Origin of the sequence: Rhizobium sp. NFACC06-2 (genome assembly GCF_900101425.1) — a bacterium.
Taxonomy (GTDB): domain Bacteria; phylum Pseudomonadota; class Alphaproteobacteria; order Rhizobiales; family Rhizobiaceae; genus Agrobacterium; species Agrobacterium leguminum.
Genome location: NZ_FMVA01000008.1, coordinates 18,862 through 39,594, shown reverse-complemented (window position 1 = coordinate 39,594; position 20,733 = coordinate 18,862). Strand labels below are relative to the sequence as shown.

Annotated in this window: 18 protein-coding genes and 1 other RNA gene; 14 read left to right on the top strand and 5 right to left on the bottom strand. The window is 60.8% G+C overall.

Translation table 11 applies throughout. The features are described from left to right. Positions 1-3: 3 nt before the first annotated feature. Positions 4-966 (bottom strand): NAD(+) diphosphatase, encoded by a 963-nt coding sequence (nudC, locus tag F3H58_RS14860; RefSeq protein WP_149742729.1) that lies wholly within the window; start codon positions 964-966, stop codon positions 4-6. After that, the gene (locus tag F3H58_RS14855; protein ID WP_065654787.1) at positions 966-1,394 is read right to left on the bottom strand and encodes an HIT domain-containing protein; all 429 of its coding nucleotides are present in this window, start codon (positions 1,392-1,394) and stop codon (positions 966-968) included. The genes nudC and F3H58_RS14855 overlap by 1 nt, the downstream gene beginning before the upstream one ends. A 65-nt stretch (positions 1,395-1,459) precedes the next feature. Here F3H58_RS14855 and ffs point away from each other — a divergent pair. The 3 genes from ffs to F3H58_RS14840 all read left to right on the top strand — a co-directional run bounded on the left by ffs (position 1,460) and on the right by F3H58_RS14840 (position 3,858). After that, positions 1,460-1,556: signal recognition particle sRNA small type (gene ffs / locus F3H58_RS14850), an RNA gene on the top strand. A gap of 79 nt (positions 1,557-1,635) precedes the next feature. Then, positions 1,636-3,510 (top strand): DNA polymerase III subunit gamma/tau, encoded by a 1,875-nt coding sequence (locus tag F3H58_RS14845; RefSeq protein WP_149742728.1) that lies wholly within the window; start codon positions 1,636-1,638, stop codon positions 3,508-3,510. A gap of 24 nt (positions 3,511-3,534) precedes the next feature. After that, on the top strand, positions 3,535-3,858 hold the full coding sequence (locus F3H58_RS14840; RefSeq protein ID WP_149742727.1) for a YbaB/EbfC family nucleoid-associated protein: 324 nt from the start codon (positions 3,535-3,537) through the stop codon (positions 3,856-3,858). Positions 3,859-3,915: 57 nt separating this feature from the next. On the opposite strand, the gene F3H58_RS14835 is transcribed toward F3H58_RS14840, so the two are convergent. Next, positions 3,916-4,551: an MOSC domain-containing protein gene (locus tag F3H58_RS14835; RefSeq protein ID WP_188128929.1), complete on the bottom strand. Its 636-nt coding sequence runs from the start codon at positions 4,549-4,551 to the stop codon at positions 3,916-3,918. A 37-nt stretch (positions 4,552-4,588) separates the two neighbouring features. Between F3H58_RS14835 and recR the strand changes: the two genes are divergently transcribed. Both recR and F3H58_RS14825 read left to right on the top strand, forming a co-directional pair. Further along, entirely contained in the window at positions 4,589-5,194 is a 606-nt protein-coding gene (gene recR / locus F3H58_RS14830; RefSeq protein WP_003524309.1) for a recombination mediator RecR, read from the top strand. A 38-nt stretch (positions 5,195-5,232) separates the two neighbouring features. Beyond that, entirely contained in the window at positions 5,233-6,498 is a 1,266-nt protein-coding gene (locus F3H58_RS14825; RefSeq protein WP_149742726.1) for a lytic murein transglycosylase, read from the top strand. Between the two features lie 21 nt (positions 6,499-6,519). On the opposite strand, the gene F3H58_RS14820 is transcribed toward F3H58_RS14825, so the two are convergent. Next, positions 6,520-8,148, bottom strand: coding sequence for an MFS transporter (locus F3H58_RS14820; RefSeq protein WP_003524308.1), 1,629 nt, complete (start codon positions 8,146-8,148; stop codon positions 6,520-6,522). Between the two features lie 287 nt (positions 8,149-8,435). Here F3H58_RS14820 and rimP point away from each other — a divergent pair, with 287 nt between their 5' ends. The 9 genes from rimP to F3H58_RS14775 all read left to right on the top strand — a co-directional run bounded on the left by rimP (position 8,436) and on the right by F3H58_RS14775 (position 19,707). Then, a complete protein-coding gene (rimP, locus tag F3H58_RS14815) occupies positions 8,436-9,032 on the top strand; it encodes a ribosome maturation factor RimP (RefSeq protein WP_059758925.1) in 597 nt (198 codons plus the stop codon). Positions 9,033-9,096: 64 nt separating this feature from the next. Continuing rightward, positions 9,097-10,713 (top strand): transcription termination factor NusA, encoded by a 1,617-nt coding sequence (gene nusA, locus F3H58_RS14810; protein ID WP_059758923.1) that lies wholly within the window; start codon positions 9,097-9,099, stop codon positions 10,711-10,713. After that, positions 10,710-11,411 (top strand): RNA-binding protein, encoded by a 702-nt coding sequence (locus F3H58_RS14805; protein WP_149742725.1) that lies wholly within the window; start codon positions 10,710-10,712, stop codon positions 11,409-11,411. The genes nusA and F3H58_RS14805 overlap by 4 nt, the downstream gene beginning before the upstream one ends. Before the next feature lie 102 nt (positions 11,412-11,513). Further along, positions 11,514-14,252: a translation initiation factor IF-2 gene (gene infB / locus F3H58_RS14800; protein ID WP_149742724.1), complete on the top strand. Its 2,739-nt coding sequence runs from the start codon at positions 11,514-11,516 to the stop codon at positions 14,250-14,252. Between the two features lie 134 nt (positions 14,253-14,386). Beyond that, positions 14,387-14,803 carry a 30S ribosome-binding factor RbfA gene (gene rbfA / locus F3H58_RS14795; RefSeq protein ID WP_065656377.1) on the top strand — a complete coding sequence of 139 codons (417 nt, stop codon included), beginning with the start codon at positions 14,387-14,389 and terminating at the stop codon, positions 14,801-14,803. A gap of 3 nt (positions 14,804-14,806) precedes the next feature. Beyond that, the gene (gene truB / locus F3H58_RS14790) at positions 14,807-15,754 is read left to right on the top strand and encodes a tRNA pseudouridine(55) synthase TruB (RefSeq protein WP_149742723.1); all 948 of its coding nucleotides are present in this window, start codon (positions 14,807-14,809) and stop codon (positions 15,752-15,754) included. Between the two features lie 163 nt (positions 15,755-15,917). Further along, the gene (rpsO, locus tag F3H58_RS14785; RefSeq protein WP_004439050.1) at positions 15,918-16,187 is read left to right on the top strand and encodes a 30S ribosomal protein S15; all 270 of its coding nucleotides are present in this window, start codon (positions 15,918-15,920) and stop codon (positions 16,185-16,187) included. A 280-nt stretch (positions 16,188-16,467) separates the two neighbouring features. Then, on the top strand, positions 16,468-18,615 hold the full coding sequence (pnp, locus tag F3H58_RS14780; protein WP_149742722.1) for a polyribonucleotide nucleotidyltransferase: 2,148 nt from the start codon (positions 16,468-16,470) through the stop codon (positions 18,613-18,615). A 75-nt stretch (positions 18,616-18,690) separates the two neighbouring features. Further along, complete coding sequence (locus F3H58_RS14775; RefSeq protein ID WP_149742721.1) at positions 18,691-19,707, top strand: class I SAM-dependent methyltransferase; 1,017 nt, start codon at positions 18,691-18,693, stop codon at positions 19,705-19,707. Between the two features lie 17 nt (positions 19,708-19,724). On the opposite strand, the gene F3H58_RS14770 is transcribed toward F3H58_RS14775, so the two are convergent. Next, positions 19,725-20,669, bottom strand: a complete 945-nt coding sequence (locus tag F3H58_RS14770; RefSeq protein ID WP_149742720.1) for an AEC family transporter — start codon at positions 20,667-20,669, stop codon at positions 19,725-19,727. Between the last annotated feature and the right edge of the window lie 64 nt (positions 20,670-20,733).

The following is a 20,733-nucleotide window of genomic DNA, read 5'->3' as shown; positions in this document are numbered from 1 at the left end:
CGATTATTTCGTCCATTCCACCCAATCGCGCATTAGACGATGCGCGATGGCGCCGCCGGGAGGCGCGGAAAAGCCCTCACCCGTTGCCGTCTCCAGCATCTTGGCGACTTCCGCCCGTGTGAACCAGCGGCAATCCTCCAGTTCGATCTCATCGCGGGCAATATCGAAAGACAGTGCCTCGGCATAACAGCCGATCATCAGCGTATGCGGCATCGGCCAGGGCTGCGACGCATGGTAACGCACGCGGCCGATTTCGACGCCGGATTCCTCATGCGTTTCGCGGCGGACGGCCTGCTCGATGGTTTCGCCCGGCTCCACAAAACCGGCAAGGCACGAATACATGCCCGGTGCAAAATGCGCACCGCGGCCAAGCAGGCAAAGATCACGCTCAATATCGATCGTCATCATGATGACGACGGGATCCGTGCGGGGAAAAATGGTGTGATTGCAGGCGGCGCAGATACGCTTATAGCCGCCGATACGCGGCTCCATGGTGCCGCCGCACTTTCCACAAAACCGATTGTCGGCGTTCCAGTGGGTGAGGCTGACGGCCTGGGCGACCTCGCTCAGCAATTCCTCATCGAGAAGATGGTCGCGATAAAGAGTGCGGGCGTCGGCAAGCTTGTAGTGGCTCGCCAGTTGGTCTTCAGCAACGGCAACCGGCACCGCAATTCTCGGCTCGCCGGTTTCGCGGTATCCGAGCAGCACGGCATTGTCGAAATCCGGCTGCAATTCGGCCAGCTCATAGGCGGAAAACAGGGGGTCGATGACCTGTTCGTCATGCTTCAGGACCAGCCGGTTGCCCGAGAAAGCGAAAATATGGGTGCCGTCTACTTTCAGCGCATCGGCAACGCACTCTTCCGTCCGCTTTTCAGCGAAACGGTCGAGGGCGTTCTTGGAAAAGGCTGTCAGCAGGCTTGCTTCGGGATGGGGGGCAGTGGTTTCAAAAATTTTCATGGAAATCATCAGAGCGCGCCGGAGATTTTTTTCATCAAACTTTCCTTTTCGCCCGCGGCATAAGGCACAGGCGTTCCGTGACCCCAGATAGGACCCGGCCAGCAGGTGTCGCCTTCATTGCGGGCGATTATATGGACATGAAGCTGCCGGACGATATTGCCCAAAGCACCGACATTGATCTTGGTGGCTCCGGTGATTTCTTTCAAGGCAGACGCGACGAGATTGGTCTCGAATGTCAGCACGGCCTGATCAAGCGGGGTGAGATCGAATAGTTCACTGACACCGTCTCGCTGCGGCACCAGCACCAGCCAGGGCCAGCGGTTGTCGTTTTGCAAACGCAGTTCACATAGTCCCAAACGCGTCACAAGCACACTGTCGCGCGCCAGTCTGTCGTCCAGCCGGAATGTCTCCAAGGTGTCCTCCATGTTTGTTTTCATTGTGATAGCAGTTTTTTGAAGGCTTGGCTTGCATTTGCTGTCGATATTGCCGATATGTGGCCCCGGGAGGTTGGTGGTGGACGAGCCACTCGCCAACCGGGTCAGGTCCGGAAGGAAGCAGCCCTAACGAGCCCGGCACGGGTCGCCGTGCCAGCCTCCCACCTTTTTTAAAAGACGTGCTCAGCTTTCGCCGGGCCAGTTCAGCGCCCCAAGACAACTGGCAAAACAAACTGGCGAGGCAATGAGCGACACCGTACCCACCACATCAAGCGAATCCCAGGTCGGGACCGGCTACCGGGTACTGGCACGCAAATATCGCCCCAAGGATTTTTCCGATCTGATGGTCGGCCAGGAGCCGATGGTCCGCACGCTGACCAATGCGTTTGAGACCGGGCGTATCGCGCAGGCCTATATGCTGACCGGCGTTCGCGGTGTGGGCAAGACGACCACGGCCCGCATTCTCGCCCGCGCGCTGAACTACAAGACCGACACCATCGACAAGCCGACCATCGACCTGCGTATCCCCGGCGAACATTGCCAGGCGATCATGGAAGGCCGGCATGTCGACGTCATCGAGATGGACGCCGCCTCCCATACGGGTATCGATGATATTCGCGAGATTATCGAGCAGGTGCGCTATCGCCCGGTCTCGGCGCGTTACAAGGTCTATATCATAGATGAAGTGCACATGCTCTCGACGCAGGCTTTCAACGGTCTTCTGAAGACCCTTGAAGAGCCGCCGGAGCATGTGAAATTCATCTTCGCGACCACCGAAATCCGCAAGGTTCCGATCACCGTTCTGTCGCGCTGCCAGCGCTTCGATCTGCGTCGCATCAGCGCCGCCGACCTGGTCGGCCTGTTCACCGCCATTGCCGGCAAGGAAGGTTTCGAGGCCGATCCGCAGGCGCTGTCGATGATCGCCCGCGCTGCCGAAGGTTCCGCGCGTGACGGCCTTTCCCTGCTCGATCAGGCCATTGCCCATGGCGGCGGGCGCGTGGAAGCCGAAGCGGTGCGCGGCATGCTCGGCCTTGCCGACCGGGCGCGCATCGTCGACCTCTTCCAGCATGTCGTCAAAGGCGACGTTGCGGCGGCCCTTTCGGAATTCAACGGTCAATATGAGGCCGGCGCAAACCCGGTTGTCGTATTGAACGATCTTGCCGATTTCACTCATCTCGTCACCCGCATGAAATATGTGCCTGATGCGGCGGAAGATCCCTCGCTTTCCGAGATCGAGCGCGTGCGGGGTGCGGAATTTGCCGAGACGATTGCGGTGACCGCGCTGTCGCGCATCTGGCAGATGCTGCTGAAGGGCATTCCGGAAACGGAAAACGCCTCGCGCCCGGCCGGTGCGGCCGAAATGGTGCTGATCCGGCTTTCGCACGCCGCCAATCTGCCCGCACCTGAAGATGCCGCACGGCGCTTGGCGGAGCTTTCGAACGGTGACGGCGGCTACGCCAACGGCGGACCTTCGGGTGGCGGCAATGGCGGCGGTGCGCGCGCTTATTCATCAGGACAGACCGTAGCCGCTGGAAGACCTCTCGATCTTCCCGCCCAGCGCCAGGCGACGCCACAGACCGCCGCCGTGCTGCGCGCTGTTCCGGACAGCCGCCCGCAGGAGATGCAGGTCGCGGCACCGAAAACCGAAGAGCGGCCGGAGCCGAAGGTTCCCGTCAATTCGGTGCAGGATATTGCCGATCTCTGCCAGAAGAACCGCGATCCCGTCATGCGGGCCAAAGTGCGCAACTTTGTGCGGCTGGTGCGGCTGGAGCCCGGCCGACTTGATATGCGCCTCGGCGAAGGCGCTCCCGGATCGCTTCCCGGCGAACTTGGCGTCAAGCTCAAGGAATGGACCGGTATCCACTGGATCATCAGCCTCAGCAAGGAACAGGGCGAGCCGACCCTTGTCGAGGCCGAAGGCAACGCCCGGGATGCCCGTCTCGTCGATGCGCGTCAGGATCCTGACGTTGCCGCCATTCTGGCGCAGTTTCCCGGCGCAAAGATCACCGACGTGCGCATCCGTGCCGCCGCACAGGATGAGGCGGAAGAAATCGCGCCGCCATCGGTTGCCGAATCGAGCGAAGGCGACATCCTTCCCGGCGACGACATCGAGTTTTAAACAAAAAGAACAGGAGATTGGCACATGCGTGACATCATGGGCATGATGGGCAAGGTCAAGGAAATGCAGTCCAAGATGGAAAAGGTGCAGGAAGAAATCGCCGCCCTTGAAGTCGAAGGCAGGGCTGGCGGCGGCCTCGTGACCGTCATTCTCAACGGCAAGGGCGAAATGCGCGGCCTGAAAATCGATCCTTCGCTGTTCAAGGAAGACGAGGTGGAAATGCTCGAAGACCTGATCGTTGCTGCCCACAAGGACGCCAAGGAAAAGGGCGAAGCGCAGGCGCAGGAAAAGATGGCCGGCCTGACCGCCGGCCTGCCGCTGCCGCCCGGCATGAAGTTCCCGTTCTGATATAATCCGATCGAAGAGGATGGCGTGATGCACGCCATCCTCGCGTCTGGAAAAGGTTTAGGCTTCCAGCATCGCGCGGAACCGGCTTGCAAGCGGCGTTTCGAGATAGGCTGTGCGTTCAGCCATGTCGAGCTGCATGGGGCGGAAGCGCTGGAGAATAGTCGGTATCGGCAGTTTCGTTCCCTGATAGGGTGCGAAGGCGATATCCTCCCCAGCGGCGAGCATTCCGCCTTTCAGCACCCGGCAATAAAAACCCGGCTGGCCCGCCTGCCGGAAGCGCGGTGCGAAATCGGGGTCGCCGATGCGGGCTGACAGGGTGGCGCAGGGAATGCGGGCGGCGGTTACCTCCAGCACGACTTCGCTGGCCGAGAACCTGTCGCCGACATGGAGTTTTGCGCTGTCCACCCCCTCCAGCACGAGGTTTTCGCCGAAAAATCCGGGTTCGACGACAAAACCCAGCGTGCGTGACCAGAAATCGAGATCGACGGACCCCATAACGTAAATCGCCTGATCCGGCCCGCCATGATGTTTGCGATTGCAGACGGCGTCGCTGACGATACCTTCGGCATCCACCATGACCGGGCCCTGCACGGCATGTTTGAAGATTCCCGTCTTCGCCGTCTTTCCCGGCAGGCTTTTTGCCTCGCCCCGGCATACCGCCCTGATTTTCATGGACTGCCCTTTGCGCTTCATGATTCCCGTTTCCCGATTTATGCAGTAGAAAGCGCTCATGGCAAAACGAGTCACCGGTCCTGAAATTGAAAAACTGATCCAGCTTCTGGCAAAAGTGCCGGGGCTTGGCCCCCGTTCGGCGCGGCGGGCGGCGTTGCATCTCATCAAGAAGAAGGAACAGCTTCTCGGGCCGCTGGGCCATGCCATGGGCGAGGCCTATGACAAGGTGAAGATCTGCTCCTGCTGCGGCAATGTCGATACGATCGATCCCTGCACCGTCTGCACTGACGACCGGCGCGACCAGTCGGTCATCATCGTCGTGGAAGACGTGTCGGATCTTTGGGCGCTGGAGCGGACGGGTGCGATGAACACCGCCTATCACGTTCTTGGCGGCACGCTTTCGCCGCTCGACGGCGTCGGGCCGGAGGATTTGAATATCAAGGGGCTGATCGACCGTGTCAGCGCCGGCGGCATTCGCGAGCTTATCATCGCCGTCAATGCGACGGTGGAGGGGCAGGCAACCGCCCACTACATCACCGACCGCCTTTCCGGTCTGGACATCAAGATCACCCGGCTTGCGCATGGCGTGCCGGTGGGTGGTGAGCTCGATTATCTCGACGAAGGCACATTGACGGCGGCGCTTAGGGCGCGCACGACGATCTGAAGCCACCCTCCCTCCCCGTCATTCAAAGAGGAGACCGAATGCGAAACCATTTTGCCCCAAAGGCACTGGCTGCACTTCTTTCCGTTTTTTCAGCGACGCCGGCCTTGGCGCAATCGGCACCGACAGGAGCAGCGGCAGCCAGATATGACGCTGAATTTAATGCCTGGCTGAAAAAGGAAATCTGGCCGGAAGCCCGCAAGGCCGGCATTTCGCAAAAGACGCTTGAAGCTACGCTCAGCGGTCTCTCCATCAGCTGGACCCTGCCCGATCTCGTCATTCCCGGTCAGAAGCCGCCGAAGGAACAGAGCCAGAGTCAGGCGGAATTTTCCTCGCCGGGCGCCTACTTCTCCGAAAAACGGCTGCAGGGGCTGGCCGGCACCGGGCGTTCGCTTGCAGCCACCCATGCGGCGACGCTGCGCAGGATCGAGGCGAAATACGGCGTTCCCGGCGATATCGTCGTTGCGATCTGGGGCCGCGAATCCGGCTTCGGCCGGGCAAAACTGCCGCATTCCGTGGTCGATGTACTGGCCACGAAAGCCTATATGTCGACCCGCAAGGAGATGTTCCGCGCCGAGCTGATCGATGCGCTGAAGATCGTCGAAAGCGGCGATATCGCAGCCTCGCGCATGATGGGCTCCTGGGCCGGCGCGCTCGGCCAGCCGCAATTCATGCCATCGAGCTATCTCAAATATGCCGTGGATTTCGATGGCGACGGCCATCGCGATATCTGGAATTCCGTGCCGGACGCGCTGGCATCCATAGCGAACTATCTTTCCCAGCGCGGCTGGCAGAGAAATCGCGACTGGGGTTTCGAAGTGTCGATCCCCACCAATGTTTCCTGCGCGCAGGAAGGCCCTGATCTTGCCCGGCCGGTGGCCGACTGGGCGAAGATGGGCATCACCCGCATTTCCGGAAAAGCCTTTCCGGCCAATGACCTATCCGCCGATGGCATGATGCTGGTGCCGGCCGGGCGGCACGGGCCGGAATTTGTGGTGACACCGAATTTCTACGTCATCAAGGAATATAATAATTCCGATCTCTACGCGCTGTTCATCGGCAATCTCGCCGACCGCATCGCCCATGGGGCGGGCCCGTTCAAGGGTGAATGGGGCAATGTCGGGTCGATGCTGCGCTCCGATGTTCTCGCCATGCAGAAGGCGCTCGTGGCCAAGGGTTACGATGTCGGCAAGGCAGATGGGCTGGCCGGTTTCAAGACGCGTCGCTCACTCGGCGACTGGCAGGCGAAAAACGGTCTTGCGCCTACATGTTTTCCGGATGCGACGCTGAAGGCGAAGCTGAGATAATCCGCTTTTAGCCCTCGCCTCTCAATGCTGATCGGTATGGGGCTTGTGAAAGATATCGTCGGTCGGCGGAATGGTCTGCCGCTCGATCATCCGGTGCACCCTTGGTCGCGTCTTGCCACGGTGAAGCTCGAGCAGCCGGTCCCAGGCCTCCGCATCCGCCTGGGTGCGGCGATGGTTGTGGCGGACATATTCCACCCAGGTCGGCACATGGTAGCTTTCGGTCCAGATGTCGGGGTTTTCGAGATCGCGCATCAGGTTCCAGTTGCGGGCACCGTCCCGGATGCGGATACGGCGACGCTCGGCCATCAGCGGCAAAAATTCGCCGAGATCCTCGTCATGGATTTCATAGTCGATCAGAATGGCGATGGGGCCGCTGCGCGGCTTGATATCCAACCTCAGCGGGGGTTCAACGAAACGGTTGAGCGGATCGAGATTGAGTGAGGCGAAGGCGGGCATCGCGAGCTTGAGACCGACGACGACGCCAAGCAGCATCAGCGCGCACGAACAGAGCAGCGAGTAAGAAATGCCATAGTCTTCCGCCAGCTCGCCCCACAGCCAGCTGCCGACCGCAATGCCGCCAAAGGTGAGCGTCTGGTAGAGCGAGAGCGCCCGGCCTACCACCCAGCGCGGGGTGGAGAGCTGGACGATGGTGTTGAAGAGTGACAGCGCCAGAACCCAGCAGGCGCCGGCAACGGTCAGAACCAGCGAGGTGACGATCGCACTCGTGCTAACCGCTGTTACGCCAGCGCTGAAGGCGAAGCCTAGAAATGCGACGCGCACGATCCATTCGCTCGACAGGACCTCGCGCAATCTGGCGCTGATCAGCGCACCGCCAATCGCACCGACGCCGAAGGCGCCCAGCATGACGCCGTAGGTCAGAGGGCCGCCTTCGACCAGATCGCGGGCAACGATGGGCATCAAAGCGAGGATGGCGCTGGCGGAAAGGCCGAAAAGGAAGCCACGCACCAGCACCTTGCCGATATTGGGCGACATCGCCACATAACGCATGCCGGCCGAAATGGCGGCCAGAAGCTGCTCGCGCGGCAGGGTCGAGGCATATTTGGGCGGCTGCCAGCGAAACAGGGCGTAGATCAGCGTGAAATAGCTCAGCGCATTCACGAAAAACGCGGCAGCGGCGCCGGCGGCCGCGACGATGATGCCGCCGATTGCCGGGCCGACGCTGCGGGTGATGTTGAAGCCAACGCTGTTCAGCGTCACGGCGGCCGGCAAATCCTCGCGCGGCACCATTTCGCCGACGGAGGCCTGCCAGGACGGATTGTTGAGCGCCGTGCCGCAGCCGATCATGAAGGTGAAGAAAAGCAGAAGCCACGGCGTAAGCCAGCCGGACCAGGCGAACACCGTCAGCAGCACGGAGGCCGTCAGCATCAAAAGCTGCGCCGAAATCATGATGCGGCGGCGGTCGAAACTATCGGCCAGCGCCCCTGAAATCAGCGAGAACAGCATGATCGGCAAAGAGGTGGAGGCCTGCACAAGCGCGATCATGTTTTCCGAACTTGAGAGCGACGTCATCATCCATGCGGCACCCACCGCCTGGATCAATCCGCCGAAATTCGAGGCAAGGCTGGCGATCCAGATTCGTCTGTAAGTCAAATGCCTTAAAGGCGCGAGTGGCGATTTACGGTCAGGCACGCTCTGTCCACTTGATGCAACTGCGATTTGTCAAACGGCAACTATAGACAGTGCCGGCGATCATGCCAGCCTTTCCGACATGGTAAGGGTGAAAATGTGACGGGGGCGGCACCCAAAGCGGAAGAGCCCGCTAAAACCTTGCAATCCCGCCCCGATGGGTCTATATGAGCCCTGAAATTCTTGATCGCTTGATGAAGAGTGGGGCCGCGAGGCTCCGCTCTTTTTCGTTAGGCGAACCGGAAACCACGGGCAGAAGGCCCGGTGAACATCAAAGACCGGAAGGCCAGATGGCAGACACCGCACATGAACCGCGACTGATAACCGAAACGGGCATCGACCAGCGCATCGCCGAGATCATCGAGCCTGTTTTGACGGGCATGGGATATCTCTTGGTGCGCGTGCGGCTCTCCAACCAGAACGGCATGACGCTTCAGATCATGGCCGAACGCGAAGACGGCACCATGACCGTCGAAGACTGCGAAGCCGTCTCCATGGCGATTTCACCGGTTCTTGATGTGGAAGATCCGGTCGATAAAGCGTATCATCTCGAAGTTTCCTCGCCCGGCATCGACCGGCCGATGGTTCGCAAATCGGATTTCACCCGCTGGCAGGGTCATCTGGTGAAGGTCGAAACCTCCATTCTGGTCGAGAACCGCAAGCGGTTTCGCGGCAAGATCGTCGAGGTCAATGCGGACGGCTTCAAGCTGGAACGCGACCAGATCGCCTATGGCGAGGAACCGACAGTCATCATTCCGTTCAGCGCGCTTTCGGATGCGAAGCTCATTCTGACGGACGATCTTATTCGTGATGCGCTGCGGGCAGACAAGGCGGCCAAGGCCGCCGCCGCAAACCAGAACGACGAAAACGAAGCAGACGAAGACTAATTCCAACGTAAAGCCCGGAAACAAGGGCGAACCCCGCAATCATGCGACTTACGGAGATAGAAAAATGGCAGTGAGTGCTAACCGGCTTGAGCTTCTGCAGATCGCCGATGCTGTGGCGCGCGAAAAGGTCATCGACCGCGAAATCGTGCTTGCCGCAATGGCCGACGCTATCCAGAAAGCCGCCCGCTCGCGCTATGGTTCGGAAACCAACATCCGCGCCGACATCAACTCCAAGACCGGCGAAATCCGCCTGCAGCGTCTTCTGGAAGTTGTCGAGGCCGCCGAGGATTATTCGACCCAGATCCCGCTGGAGCTGGCCCGCGACCGCAACCCGGATGCCAAGCTTGGCGACTTCATTGCCGATCCGCTGCCGCCGATGGATTTCGGCCGTATCGCCGCCCAGTCCGCCAAGCAGGTCATCGTGCAGAAGGTGCGCGAAGCCGAGCGTGACCGCCAGTATGACGAGTTCAAGGACCGCATCGGCGAAATCGTCAACGGCACCGTCAAGCGCGTCGAATATGGCAACGTCATCGTCGATCTCGGCCGTGGCGAAGGCATCATCCGTCGTGACGAGATGATCCCGCGGGAAAACATGCGTTACGGCGACCGCGTGCGCGCTTACGTCTACGACGTTCGCCGCGAACAGCGTGGCCCGCAGATTTTCCTGTCGCGTACCCATCCGCAGTTCATGGTGAAGCTCTTCACCATGGAAGTTCCGGAAATCTACGACGGCATCATCCAGATCAAGTCGGTTGCCCGTGACCCCGGTTCGCGCGCCAAGATCGCCGTCATCTCCAACGACTCGTCGATCGATCCGGTGGGCGCCTGCGTCGGTATGCGCGGTTCGCGTGTTCAGGCGGTTGTCGGCGAACTCCAGGGCGAAAAGATCGACATCATCCCGTGGAGCCAGGAACCGGCCTCCTTCATCGTCAACGCCCTGCAGCCGGCAGAAGTCGCCAAGGTCGTTCTGGATGAAGAGTCCGAGCGCATCGAAGTGGTAGTTCCCGACGAGCAGCTGTCGCTCGCCATCGGCCGTCGCGGTCAGAACGTGCGTCTGGCATCGCAGCTGACCGGCTGGGATATCGACATCATGACGGAGCAGGAAGAATCCGAGCGCCGCCAGAAGGAATTCAACGAGCGCACGGCCCTGTTCATGGAGGCCCTCGACGTCGACGAAATGGTCGGTCAGGTTCTGGCCTCCGAAGGCTTCGCGCAGGTCGAAGAGCTGGCCTATGTCGATCTCGACGAAATTTCCTCGATCGACGGTTTCGATGAAGACACCGCCGATGAAATCCAGACCCGCGCCCGCGAATATCTGGAGCGCCTGGAAGCCGAAATGGACGCCAAGCGCAAGGAACTCGGCGTTTCCGACGAGCTGCGCCAGATTGACGGCCTGACCTCGCAGATGATGGTGGCGCTGGGTGAAGACGGCATCAAGACCATTGAGGATTTTGCCGGTTGCGCGGCGGACGACCTGGTCGGCTGGAGCGAGCGCAAGGACGGCGAGACCAAGAAGTTCGAAGGCATCTTCTCCAAGCTCGATGTTTCGCGCGTCGAAGCCGAGAACATGGTGGTGCAGGCGCGTCTTCTGGCAGGCTGGATCACCGCCGAGGAGCTTGCTTCCGCAGAGGAAGCCGATCCTGAGGCTGCCGAGGAGGCGGATACCGCCGAGCAGGAATGACATCGCAGGTGCATGAGCCGGACGATCTGCCCGAGACTGACGATGACGGGCGGATCAAGGGCGACGTCAACGGACGTATGTGCATTGTGACACGGCAGAGCGGATCGCCGGATGAGCTGATCCGCTTCGTCGCAGGCCCGGACGGCAACGTCGTTCCGGACCTGAAACGCCAATTGCCGGGGCGCGGTTGCTGGGTAACACCCGAGCGCGCCCTGATCGAGAAGGCCATCGCGAAGAAGCTCTTCGCGCGGGCTCTCAGACGCGACGTTAAAGCCGGGCCGGAGCTTCTTGCTCTTCTCGACCGGCTGATGGCGCAGCAGCTTGCAGGCATGATGAACATGGCGCGCAAGGCGGGCCAGTTCATCAGCGGCGCGATGAAAGTCGACGCCGCCGTCCGTTCGGGGAATGCGATTGCCGTGTTCCACGCGACCGATGCTGCGGCAGACGGCGTGAGAAAACTGGACCAGGCCCGCAAGGCCTGGGCGCTCGGCAGCGATGCCGGCAATGAAATTCCGTCCTTCCGGCTCTTCAGCGGCGCCGAAATGGACGAGTTGATGGGCCAGAATGCTTTTATCCATGCCTGCGCGCTTGCAGGGCAGGCGGGTGAGGGTGTAGTGAAGCGCGCAACGATGCTTGAGCGGTACCGCCTTGGCGGCCAATCTCAGGCGGAACGCGACGCTGCCCGGACAGAACAATGACGCGGTTGCCCGACATGAACGGTCGCCGCGTTCCGATGCAGCAATTGAACGACGAGACCTGATGAACGTCATCCGGTTCTCGTCCGAAGGAACGGGAACGGAATGACCGACAACAACGACGACAAGACACTTAACGCACAGCCTAAGAAGACTCTCACCCTCAAGCCGGGCGGGATGAATCAGGGCACCGTGCGGCAGGATATGGGTCGAGGTCGCACGAACGCGGTTGTCGTGGAAACACGCAAGCGCCGCCCCATGCGTCCTGAAGACGAGAAGCAGGTTCATTCGGTTGCAGCGCCCGCTCCGAAGCCGGCGGCTCCTGCCCCCACGGCAGCACCACGTCCGCAGGCGCCGCAGCAGCGCATCCACCAGCCCAGCGGCCAGCAGCAGCGTCCGGGTTCCTCCCAGCCGCAGCAGCGTCCCGGCTCGTCCGCACCGCAGCAGCGCCAGCCTGAGCGTCCGCGCGGCAACGTCCTGCACGACCTGTCGGCAGGCGAGATGGAAGCCCGCCGCCGCGCGCTGATGGAAGCACAGGCCCGCGACGTGATCGAAGCCAAGCAGCGCGCCGAAGACGAAGCGCGCCGCAAGGTGGAAGAAGAGCGCCGCATCGCCGCCGAAAAGGAAGAGGCCGCACGCCGTGCCGTCGAAGAGGCCGCAGCCGCCAAGCTGGCCGCAAGCCAGCCCGCCGTGGAAGCAAAGTCGGAACCGGTCGATGAAAAGCCGGCTGCCGCCGCCCAGCCGGCGCCGCGCGCCGAGGCTCGTCCTCAGCCCGCCGCTGCCGCCCCTTCTCGCGCAACTCCCGAAACCGCTGCTCCGCGCGGACGTCGTACCGATGGCGACGACGAGGACGATCGCGGTGCACGCCGTGGCAACCTGCCGGTTCGTGGCAAGGTCGCCGCGCCTGCACCGGCAAAGCCGGCTGCACGCCTGAAGACGGAAGAAGAACGCCGTCGCGGCAAGCTGACCGTCACCTCGTCCAACCTGGATGAAGACGGCACGCCGCGCGGACGCTCCATGGCATCCATGCGCCGCCGCCAGGAAAAATTCCGCCGCAGCCAGATGCAGGAGACCCGTGAAAAGGTCATGCGCGAAGTGATCCTGCCGGAAACCATCACCATTCAGGAACTGTCGCAGCGCATGTCCGAACGCGCCGTCGACGTCATCAAGTTCCTGATGAAGGAAGGCCAGATGATGAAGCCGGGCGACGTGATCGACGCCGATCTGGCGGAACTGATCGCCGTCGAATTCGGCCACACCGTCAAGCGCGTTTCTGAATCCGACGTGGAAGAAGGCATCTTCAACCAGGCAGACGACGAAGGCGAAATGCTGCCGCGTCCGCCGGTTGTCACGATCATGGGCCACGTCGACCACGGCAAGACCTCGCTGCTCGACGCCATCCGTCAGGCGAATGTGGTTGCGGGCGAAGCCGGTGGCATCACCCAGCATATCGGTGCGTATCAGGTCGAAAAGAACGGCCAGAAGATCACCTTCATCGATACCCCCGGCCACGCCGCCTTTACGGCCATGCGTGCCCGCGGTGCGCAGGCGACGGATATCGCCGTTCTGGTGGTCGCCGCTGACGACAGCGTGATGCCGCAGACGATCGAGTCCATCAACCATGCCAAGGCAGCCGGTGTTCCGATCGTCGTTGCGATCAACAAGATCGACAAGCACGAGGCAAACCCGGAAAAGGTTCGCCAGCAGCTCCTGCAGCACGAAGTCTTCGTGGAATCCATGGGCGGTGAAGTGCTTGACGTGGAAGTTTCCGCCAAGAAACAGCTCGGTCTCGACAAGCTGCTTGAAGCGATCCTGCTGCAGGCTGAAATTCTCGACCTCAAGGCAGATCCGAACCGTACCGCAGAAGGTACCGTCATCGAAGCGGAACTCGACCGCGGCCGTGGTGCAGTCGCCACAGTTCTCGTGCAGAAGGGTACGCTGAAGCCTGGTCAGATCATCGTCGCCGGCGACCAGTGGGGCCGCGTTCGCGCCCTCGTCAACGACAAGGGTGAACACGTCAAGGAAGCCGGTCCGGCCATGCCTGTCGAGATTCTCGGTCTTTCCGGCACGCCATCTGCCGGTGACCGTTTCGCGGTTGTCGAAAACGAAAGCCGTGCTCGCGAGATTTCCGAGTACCGCCAGCGTCTGGCACGCGACAAGGCCGTCGCACGTCAGACCGGCCAGCGCGGCTCGCTGGAACAGATGATGAGCCAGCTGCAGACTTCGGGAATGAAGGAATTCCCGCTGGTCATCAAGGCAGACGTGCAGGGCTCGGTCGAAGCCATTATCGCTTCGCTCGACAAGCTCGGCACCGATGAAGTCCGCGCTCGTATCGTTCACTCGGGCGCTGGCGCCATCACGGAATCGGATATCTCGCTTGCCGAGGCATCCAACGCCGCGATCATCGGCTTCAACGTTCGCGCCAACGCACAGGCACGTACGGCCTCCGAACGCGCCGGCATCGAGATCCGCTACTACAACATCATCTACGATCTGGTGGATGACGTGAAGGCAGCGATGTCGGGTCTGCTTTCGCCGGAGCGTCGCGAGACCTTCCTCGGCAACGCGGAAATCCTCGAGGTGTTCAACATCACCAAGGTCGGCAAGGTCGCGGGTTGCCGCGTCGTCGAAGGCAAGGTGGAGCGTGGTGCGGGTGTGCGTCTGGTACGCGACAACGTCGTCATCCACGAAGGCAAGCTCAAGACCCTCAAGCGCTTCAAGGACGAAGTGGCAGAAGTGCCGGTCGGTCAGGAATGCGGTATGGCCTTCGAAAACTACGAAGACATCCGCGCCGGCGACACCATCGAGTGCTTCCGCGTCGAACACATCACGAGAACGCTCTAAAGTATTCCCAGGAAAAGTGGACCCCGGTTTTCCGTCCGGAAATGCGATTAGAACAAAGAGCGTTCTCGCCGCAAAACAGGAATTTACTGTCGGGCGCCGGCTTACCGGCGCTCGCTCCGTTTGAGACATAACCAATGGCAAAAGCAACATCATCCGCCCCTTCGCAACGCATGCTGCGCGTCGGCGAACAGGTGCGCGCCGCACTGACCCAGATTCTCCAGCGCGGTGAAGTCCGCGACGATCTGATCGAAAGCACCGTCATTTCCATTTCGGAAGTGCGCATGTCGCCCGATCTTAAGATCGCCACCGCCTACGTGACGCCGCTCGGCGTTGCCGACCACACCGATATCATCAGCGCCCTGAACCGCCATGCAAAATACATGCGCGGCCGTCTCGGCCCGCAGCTTCGGCAGATGAAATACATGCCGGAACTGCGTTTTCGCGACGATACGAGTTTCGACAATTACCAGAAGATCGACGCGCTTCTGCGCTCGCCCGAAGTACAGCGCGATCTTGGACCTTCGAACGAAAAAGACGACGAACAGAACTGAAGCATGTCCAAACCACGCAAACAGCAGAACCGCAAACCCAAGGGCCGCCCGATTTCCGGTTGGCTCATTCTCGACAAGCCGCTGGATTTCGGCTCGACCGAGGCCGTTTCCAAGATCAAATGGCTGTTCAACGCCCAGAAGGCCGGCCATGCCGGCACGCTCGATCCGCTCGCTTCCGGAATGCTGCCCATCGCGCTTGGCGATGCCACTAAAACCGTGCCCTACGTGATGGACGGCCGGAAAATCTACGAGTTTACCGTCACCTGGGGCGAGCAACGCTCGACCGACGATCTGGAAGGCGAAGTGGTCGATTCCTCCGATCAACGCCCGGATGAACAGGCGATCCTCGATATCCTGCCCAATTATACCGGCGTGATCCTCCAGACACCGCCGCAATTTTCCGCCATCAAGATCGCCGGCGAGCGTGCCTATGATCTGGCGCGAGACGGCGAGACCGTGGAAATTCCCGCACGCGAGGTGGAAATCCATCGCCTGACGCTGCTGGCCTGCCCCGATGCCGATACAGCGCATTTCGAAGTGGAATGCGGCAAAGGCACCTATGTACGCGCGCTGGCGCGCGACATGGGCCGCGATCTCGGCTGTTTCGGTCATATTTCGGAACTGCGCCGCACCATGGTCGCCCCCTTCGGCGAAGACATGATGGTGCCGCTCGAAACCTTGACGGCGCTGGAAGCCGTGGAGGATCGCGACGAGCGACTGGAGGCGCTGGATGCCTTCCTGATCGACACGGCCGAGGCGCTTTCCGCCCTTCCCCGCCTCATCATCAACGACGATCAGGCGCACAGGCTGAAGATGGGCAACCCCATCCTGCTGCGCGGGCGCGATGCACCGGCCAACCATCCGGAAGCCTATGCCACCGCGCATGGCAAGCTCGTCGCCATTGGCGAAATCGGCGAAGGCGAATTCCGGCCGAAGCGTGTTTTCGGCTAAGTCGAGGCTCGAGAGGGGCTGTCAATCGCCTCTTTCAATTGCACCCGGAATAGTTTATAGGCAGCGCCAGCTTGGGCTTTGCCTATGCTGCTGAATGGCCAGAGCTGGACGACATCCCGGCTTTAGGCGTCCCATTTTTCCTTAAAACAGAAAGGATCGTCCGATGTCGATTACTGCAGAGCGCAAAGCCGCCCTCATCAAGGAATATGCCACGAAGGAAGGCGACACCGGTTCGCCGGAAGTTCAGGTTGCTATCCTGACCGAGCGGATCAACAACCTGACCGGTCACTTCAAGGACCACAAGAAGGACAACCACTCCCGTCGTGGCCTTCTGACGCTGGTTTCGAGCCGTCGTTCGCTTCTCGATTATCTGAAGAAGAAGGACGAAGCCCGTTACACCAAGCTGATCGGTGCTCTCGGCATTCGCCGCTAATAACTTCTCCGGCGGGTTTCGCAACGATGCCCGCCGGTTTTTATATCCGGTCTTTTGAGGCCGCATGAATTTCCGGGCGTTCGCCGCTGATGTGGCCCCCGGACGATAAGGGTGACCCGGATGGGCCGGCGCCGCCTTTTTCAACCGCAGACCTGTCATGGGGCAGGATTGCCGGATGCTTGCTTCTCGAAGCCTCCCGCTGTCTTGCCCGTGATTGAGTCATAGCGCTGCTTCCGCCGGTCACGACGCCGGAGCAGGCAGCCACAACCAAGGACAAGATATGTTCAATCAACACTCCGTGGAAATCGAATGGGCAGGCCGCCCGCTGAAGCTCGAGACCGGCAAGGTTGCCCGTCAGGCTGACGGCGCCGTCATCGCAACCTACGGCGAGACGATGGTTCTCGCGACCGTGGTTTCCGCAAAGTCTCCGAAGCCGGGTCAGGACTTCTTCCCGCTGACAGTCAACTATCAGGAAAAGACCTACGCAGCCGGCAAGATCCCCGGTGGTTACTTCAAGCGCGAAGGCCGTCCGAGCGAAAACGAAACGCTGGTTTCGCGCCTGATCGACCGTCCGATCCGTCCGCTTTTCCCGGAAGGCTACAAGAACGACACGCAGGTCGTCGTCACCGTCATCCAGCACGATCTGGAAAACAACCCGGACGTCCTGTCGATGGTTGCGGCTTCCGCAGCGCTTACGCTCTCTGGCGTTCCGTTCATGGGCCCGGTTGGCGGCGCGCGCGTTGGCTACATCAACGGTGAGTATGTTCTTAACCCGCATCTGGACGAAATGGACGAGTCTGTTCTCGACCTCGTCGTTGCCGGTACGCAGGACGCCGTTTTGATGGTTGAGTCCGAGGCCAAGGAACTCAACGAAGAAATCATGCTCGGTGCCGTCATGTTCGGTCATCGCGGCTTCCAGCCGGTTATCGACGCGATTATCAAGCTCGCCGAAGTTGCTGCCAAGGAACCGCGCGAATTCGAACCGGAAGATTTCTCCGCGCTCGAAAACGAAATGCTGGCGCTCGCCGAAGCCGAACTGCGCGATGCCTACAAGATCACCGAAAAGGCAGCCCGTTACGCCGCCGTCGATGCGGTCAAGGCAAAGGTGAAGGCGCACTTCCTGCCGGAAGAAGGCGAAGCCAAGTACACGCCGGAAGAAATCGGCGCTGTCTTCAAGCACCTTCAGGCGAAAATCGTTCGCTGGAACGTTCTCGACACCAAGAGCCGTATCGATGGCCGCGACCTGTCGACCGTTCGCCCGATCATCTCGGAAGTCGGCCTGCTGCCGCGCACCCACGGTTCGGCGCTGTTCACCCGCGGTGAAACCCAGGCGATCGTTGTCGCGACCCTCGGCACCGGCGAAGACGAGCAGTATGTCGACAGCCTGACCGGCATGTACAAGGAACGCTTCCTGCTGCACTATAACTTCCCGCCCTACTCGGTCGGCGAAACAGGCCGCATGGGTTCCCCGGGCCGTCGCGAAATCGGTCACGGCAAGCTCGCATGGCGCGCTATCCGCCCGATGCTGCCGACTGCGGAACAGTTCCCCTATACGCTCCGCGTCGTTTCCGAAATCACCGAGTCCAACGGCTCCTCGTCGATGGCAACCGTTTGCGGCACCTCGCTCGCACTGATGGATGCCGGCGTTCCGCTGGCCAAGCCGGTTGCCGGTATCGCCATGGGCCTCATCCTCGAAGGCGAGCGCTTTGCGGTTCTCTCCGATATTCTCGGTGACGAAGACCACCTTGGCGACATGGACTTCAAGGTTGCGGGTACGGCCGACGGCATCACCTCGCTGCAGATGGACATCAAGATCGCCGGTATCACCGAAGAGATCATGAAGATCGCTCTGGAGCAGGCACAGGGTGGCCGCAAGCACATCCTCGGCGAAATGGCCAACGCCATCACCGAGAGCCGCGGCCAGCTCGGCGAATTTGCGCCGCGCATCGAAGTGATGAACATCCCGGTCGACAAGATCCGTGAAGTCATCGGTTCGGGCGGCAAGGTCATTCGCGAAATCGTCGAAAAGACCGGCGCGAAGATCAACATCGAAGACGATGGCACCGTCAAGATCGCTTCTTCTTCCGGCAAGGAAATCGAAGCGGCCCGCAAGTGGATCCACTCGATCGTTGCGGAACCGGAAGTCGGCCAGATCTACGAAGGCACGGTTGTGAAGACCGCTGACTTCGGCGCTTTCGTCAACTTCTTCGGTGCCCGTGACGGCCTCGTCCACATCTCGCAGCTCGCTTCCGAGCGTGTCGCCAAGACCTCTGACGTCGTCAAGGAAGGCGACAAGGTCTGGGTGAAGCTGATGGGCTTCGACGAGCGTGGCAAGGTTCGCCTGTCCATGAAGGTTGTCGACCAGGCAACCGGCAAGGAAGTCGCTGCCGACAAGAAGAAGGAAGACGGCGAAGCCGCTGCCGAATAAGGCCGCGCCGCCAGACCCTATCGAGGCGCGGGTTTTGCCCGCGCCTTTTTTCTATTCGACCTTAAGGATGCTCCCATGAGCCGTGACGCCGTGAAAACCCTTTTCCATCCCTTTGCCTCGGACATGCTTTCCATGCCGAAAGAGGGCGAACGCGTTCTGTTTCTGGGAGCGGAAGCCGGTCCCCTGCTGAACGGTTTTGACGCGGAGATCGTCGCGGTTCAGCATCTACGGCCGCTTTATCGTGCTCTGCAGGCTCAGGGTGCGGAGGTGACACCGGATATTTCGGGCGAGAATTACGATGCGGCGCTGCTGCTTTGCGGCAAACATCGCGGCGAGAATGAAAACCGCGTCGCCGAAGCGCTTTCGCGCGCGAAGGCCGGAGGCCTGATCGTCGCGGCCGGATCGAAGGAAGACGGTATCGTGACGCTGCGCAAGACACTGGCAAAGCTTGGCATCGAGGTGGAATCGACGCCGAAGTACCACGGCGTCGCGCTCTGGTTCAAACGGCCGGACGATATTGCGTCTGCCGTGTCGAAGCTCGCCCAGAAGCCGGTGACGGTCGAAGGCCGCTTCACCGCCCTGCCCGGCATGTTCTCCCATGACCGCGTGGATGACGGCTCGGAACTGCTCGCATCGCGTTTGCCTACAGATTTTGACGGCAATGCCGCCGATTTCGGTGCGGGCTGGGGTTATCTCTCCGTCATGCTGGCCGAGAAATCGCCGCGCACGGCCCGTATCGATCTGTTCGAGGCGGACTGGAATGCGCTGGAATTCGCCAAAACCAATCTTCTCGAAAACAATCCGAGGCTGACGGCGCGCTTCTTCTGGCAGGACCTGGCAAACGAGCCGCCGAAGGAAAAATACGACCTCATCATCATGAACCCGCCTTTCCATGCGGCGGGACAGGCAGCAGAACCTGCCATCGGCCAGGCCTTCATCAAGGCTGCCGCCGGCGCGCTGCGCAGCGGCGGCAAGCTGCTGATGGTCGCCAATCGCGGCATGCCCTATGAGCCGGTGCTCGCGGCGGAATTCCGCACCAGCACTGAGGTGTGCCGCAATGCCCGCTTCAAGATTCTGAGCGCCCAGAAATAATCAACTCGGCAGAATAATCAGCTCAGCAGCCATGCCCATAGCGACACGGAGAGAACGCCGGTCGCTGTGGAAATGCTGATGGTGGAGGCGGCAACGCTGTGGCCGATGCCGAAGCGGTTGGCGATAAGCCAGGCATTGACCCCAGTCGGCACCGACGAGGTAAGCACGAGCGCCGCAGTCCATTCCCGGCTGAGACCGAGCGCATGACCCGTTGCCCAAACGCAGGCGGGCAGCAGCAGCAGCTTGAACACCGTCATGGTGACGGCAATGCCCATGTTGCCTCGGATGGTATATTTCGTCAGCGCCATGCCGAGCGAAATAAGCGCCGCCGGCCCCGCCATCGAGGCGATCTGATCGACCACGGTTTTCAAAATTGGTGTCAGCGCCACACCGGAAACATTGGTCGAAAGCCCGATGACAAGGCCGATCACCAGCGGATTGGTGATGAGATTGCGGCCCACCTGTTTGAAGACCGCAGCCATGCTCCGTTTTTCGCCACCGACCGCCTTGTGCGTGGCATTTTCCATCAGGATGGTGCCGGCGATCATCATGACCGGCAAATGGATGGCGAGCAGGATGGAGAGAGCGACCAGCCCCTCCTCCCCCACGGACCGCCCAACCAGCGGCAGGCCGATGAAAATATTATTCGCAAAGGCCGAGGAAATGCCGGCGATGACGGCGATGCGGACATCTTGCTTGAAAACATAACGGGTGACGATATGCCCGACCGTCCAGGTGATGGCCACGCCAGCGAAATAGGTGATCCAGAGCCGGAAGGGCGAAGCACCGTGAAAATTCGCTTCCGCAAGTGTGCGGAAGATCAAGGTCGGCACGGCGATCTTGAACACGAAATCGCTGAGGATATCGCCAGCATCGGCCCTGAACAGACCGGCCTTGACGGTGAGCCAGCCGATCAGGATGAGAATGAAAATCGGGGCGACATTCGCGGCAACGGCAGACATGGAGGGAAAGCTTTCGCGGCTTTTGCGGGAGATACTCCGCTTTAGAGCCTTTTCCACGGGAATG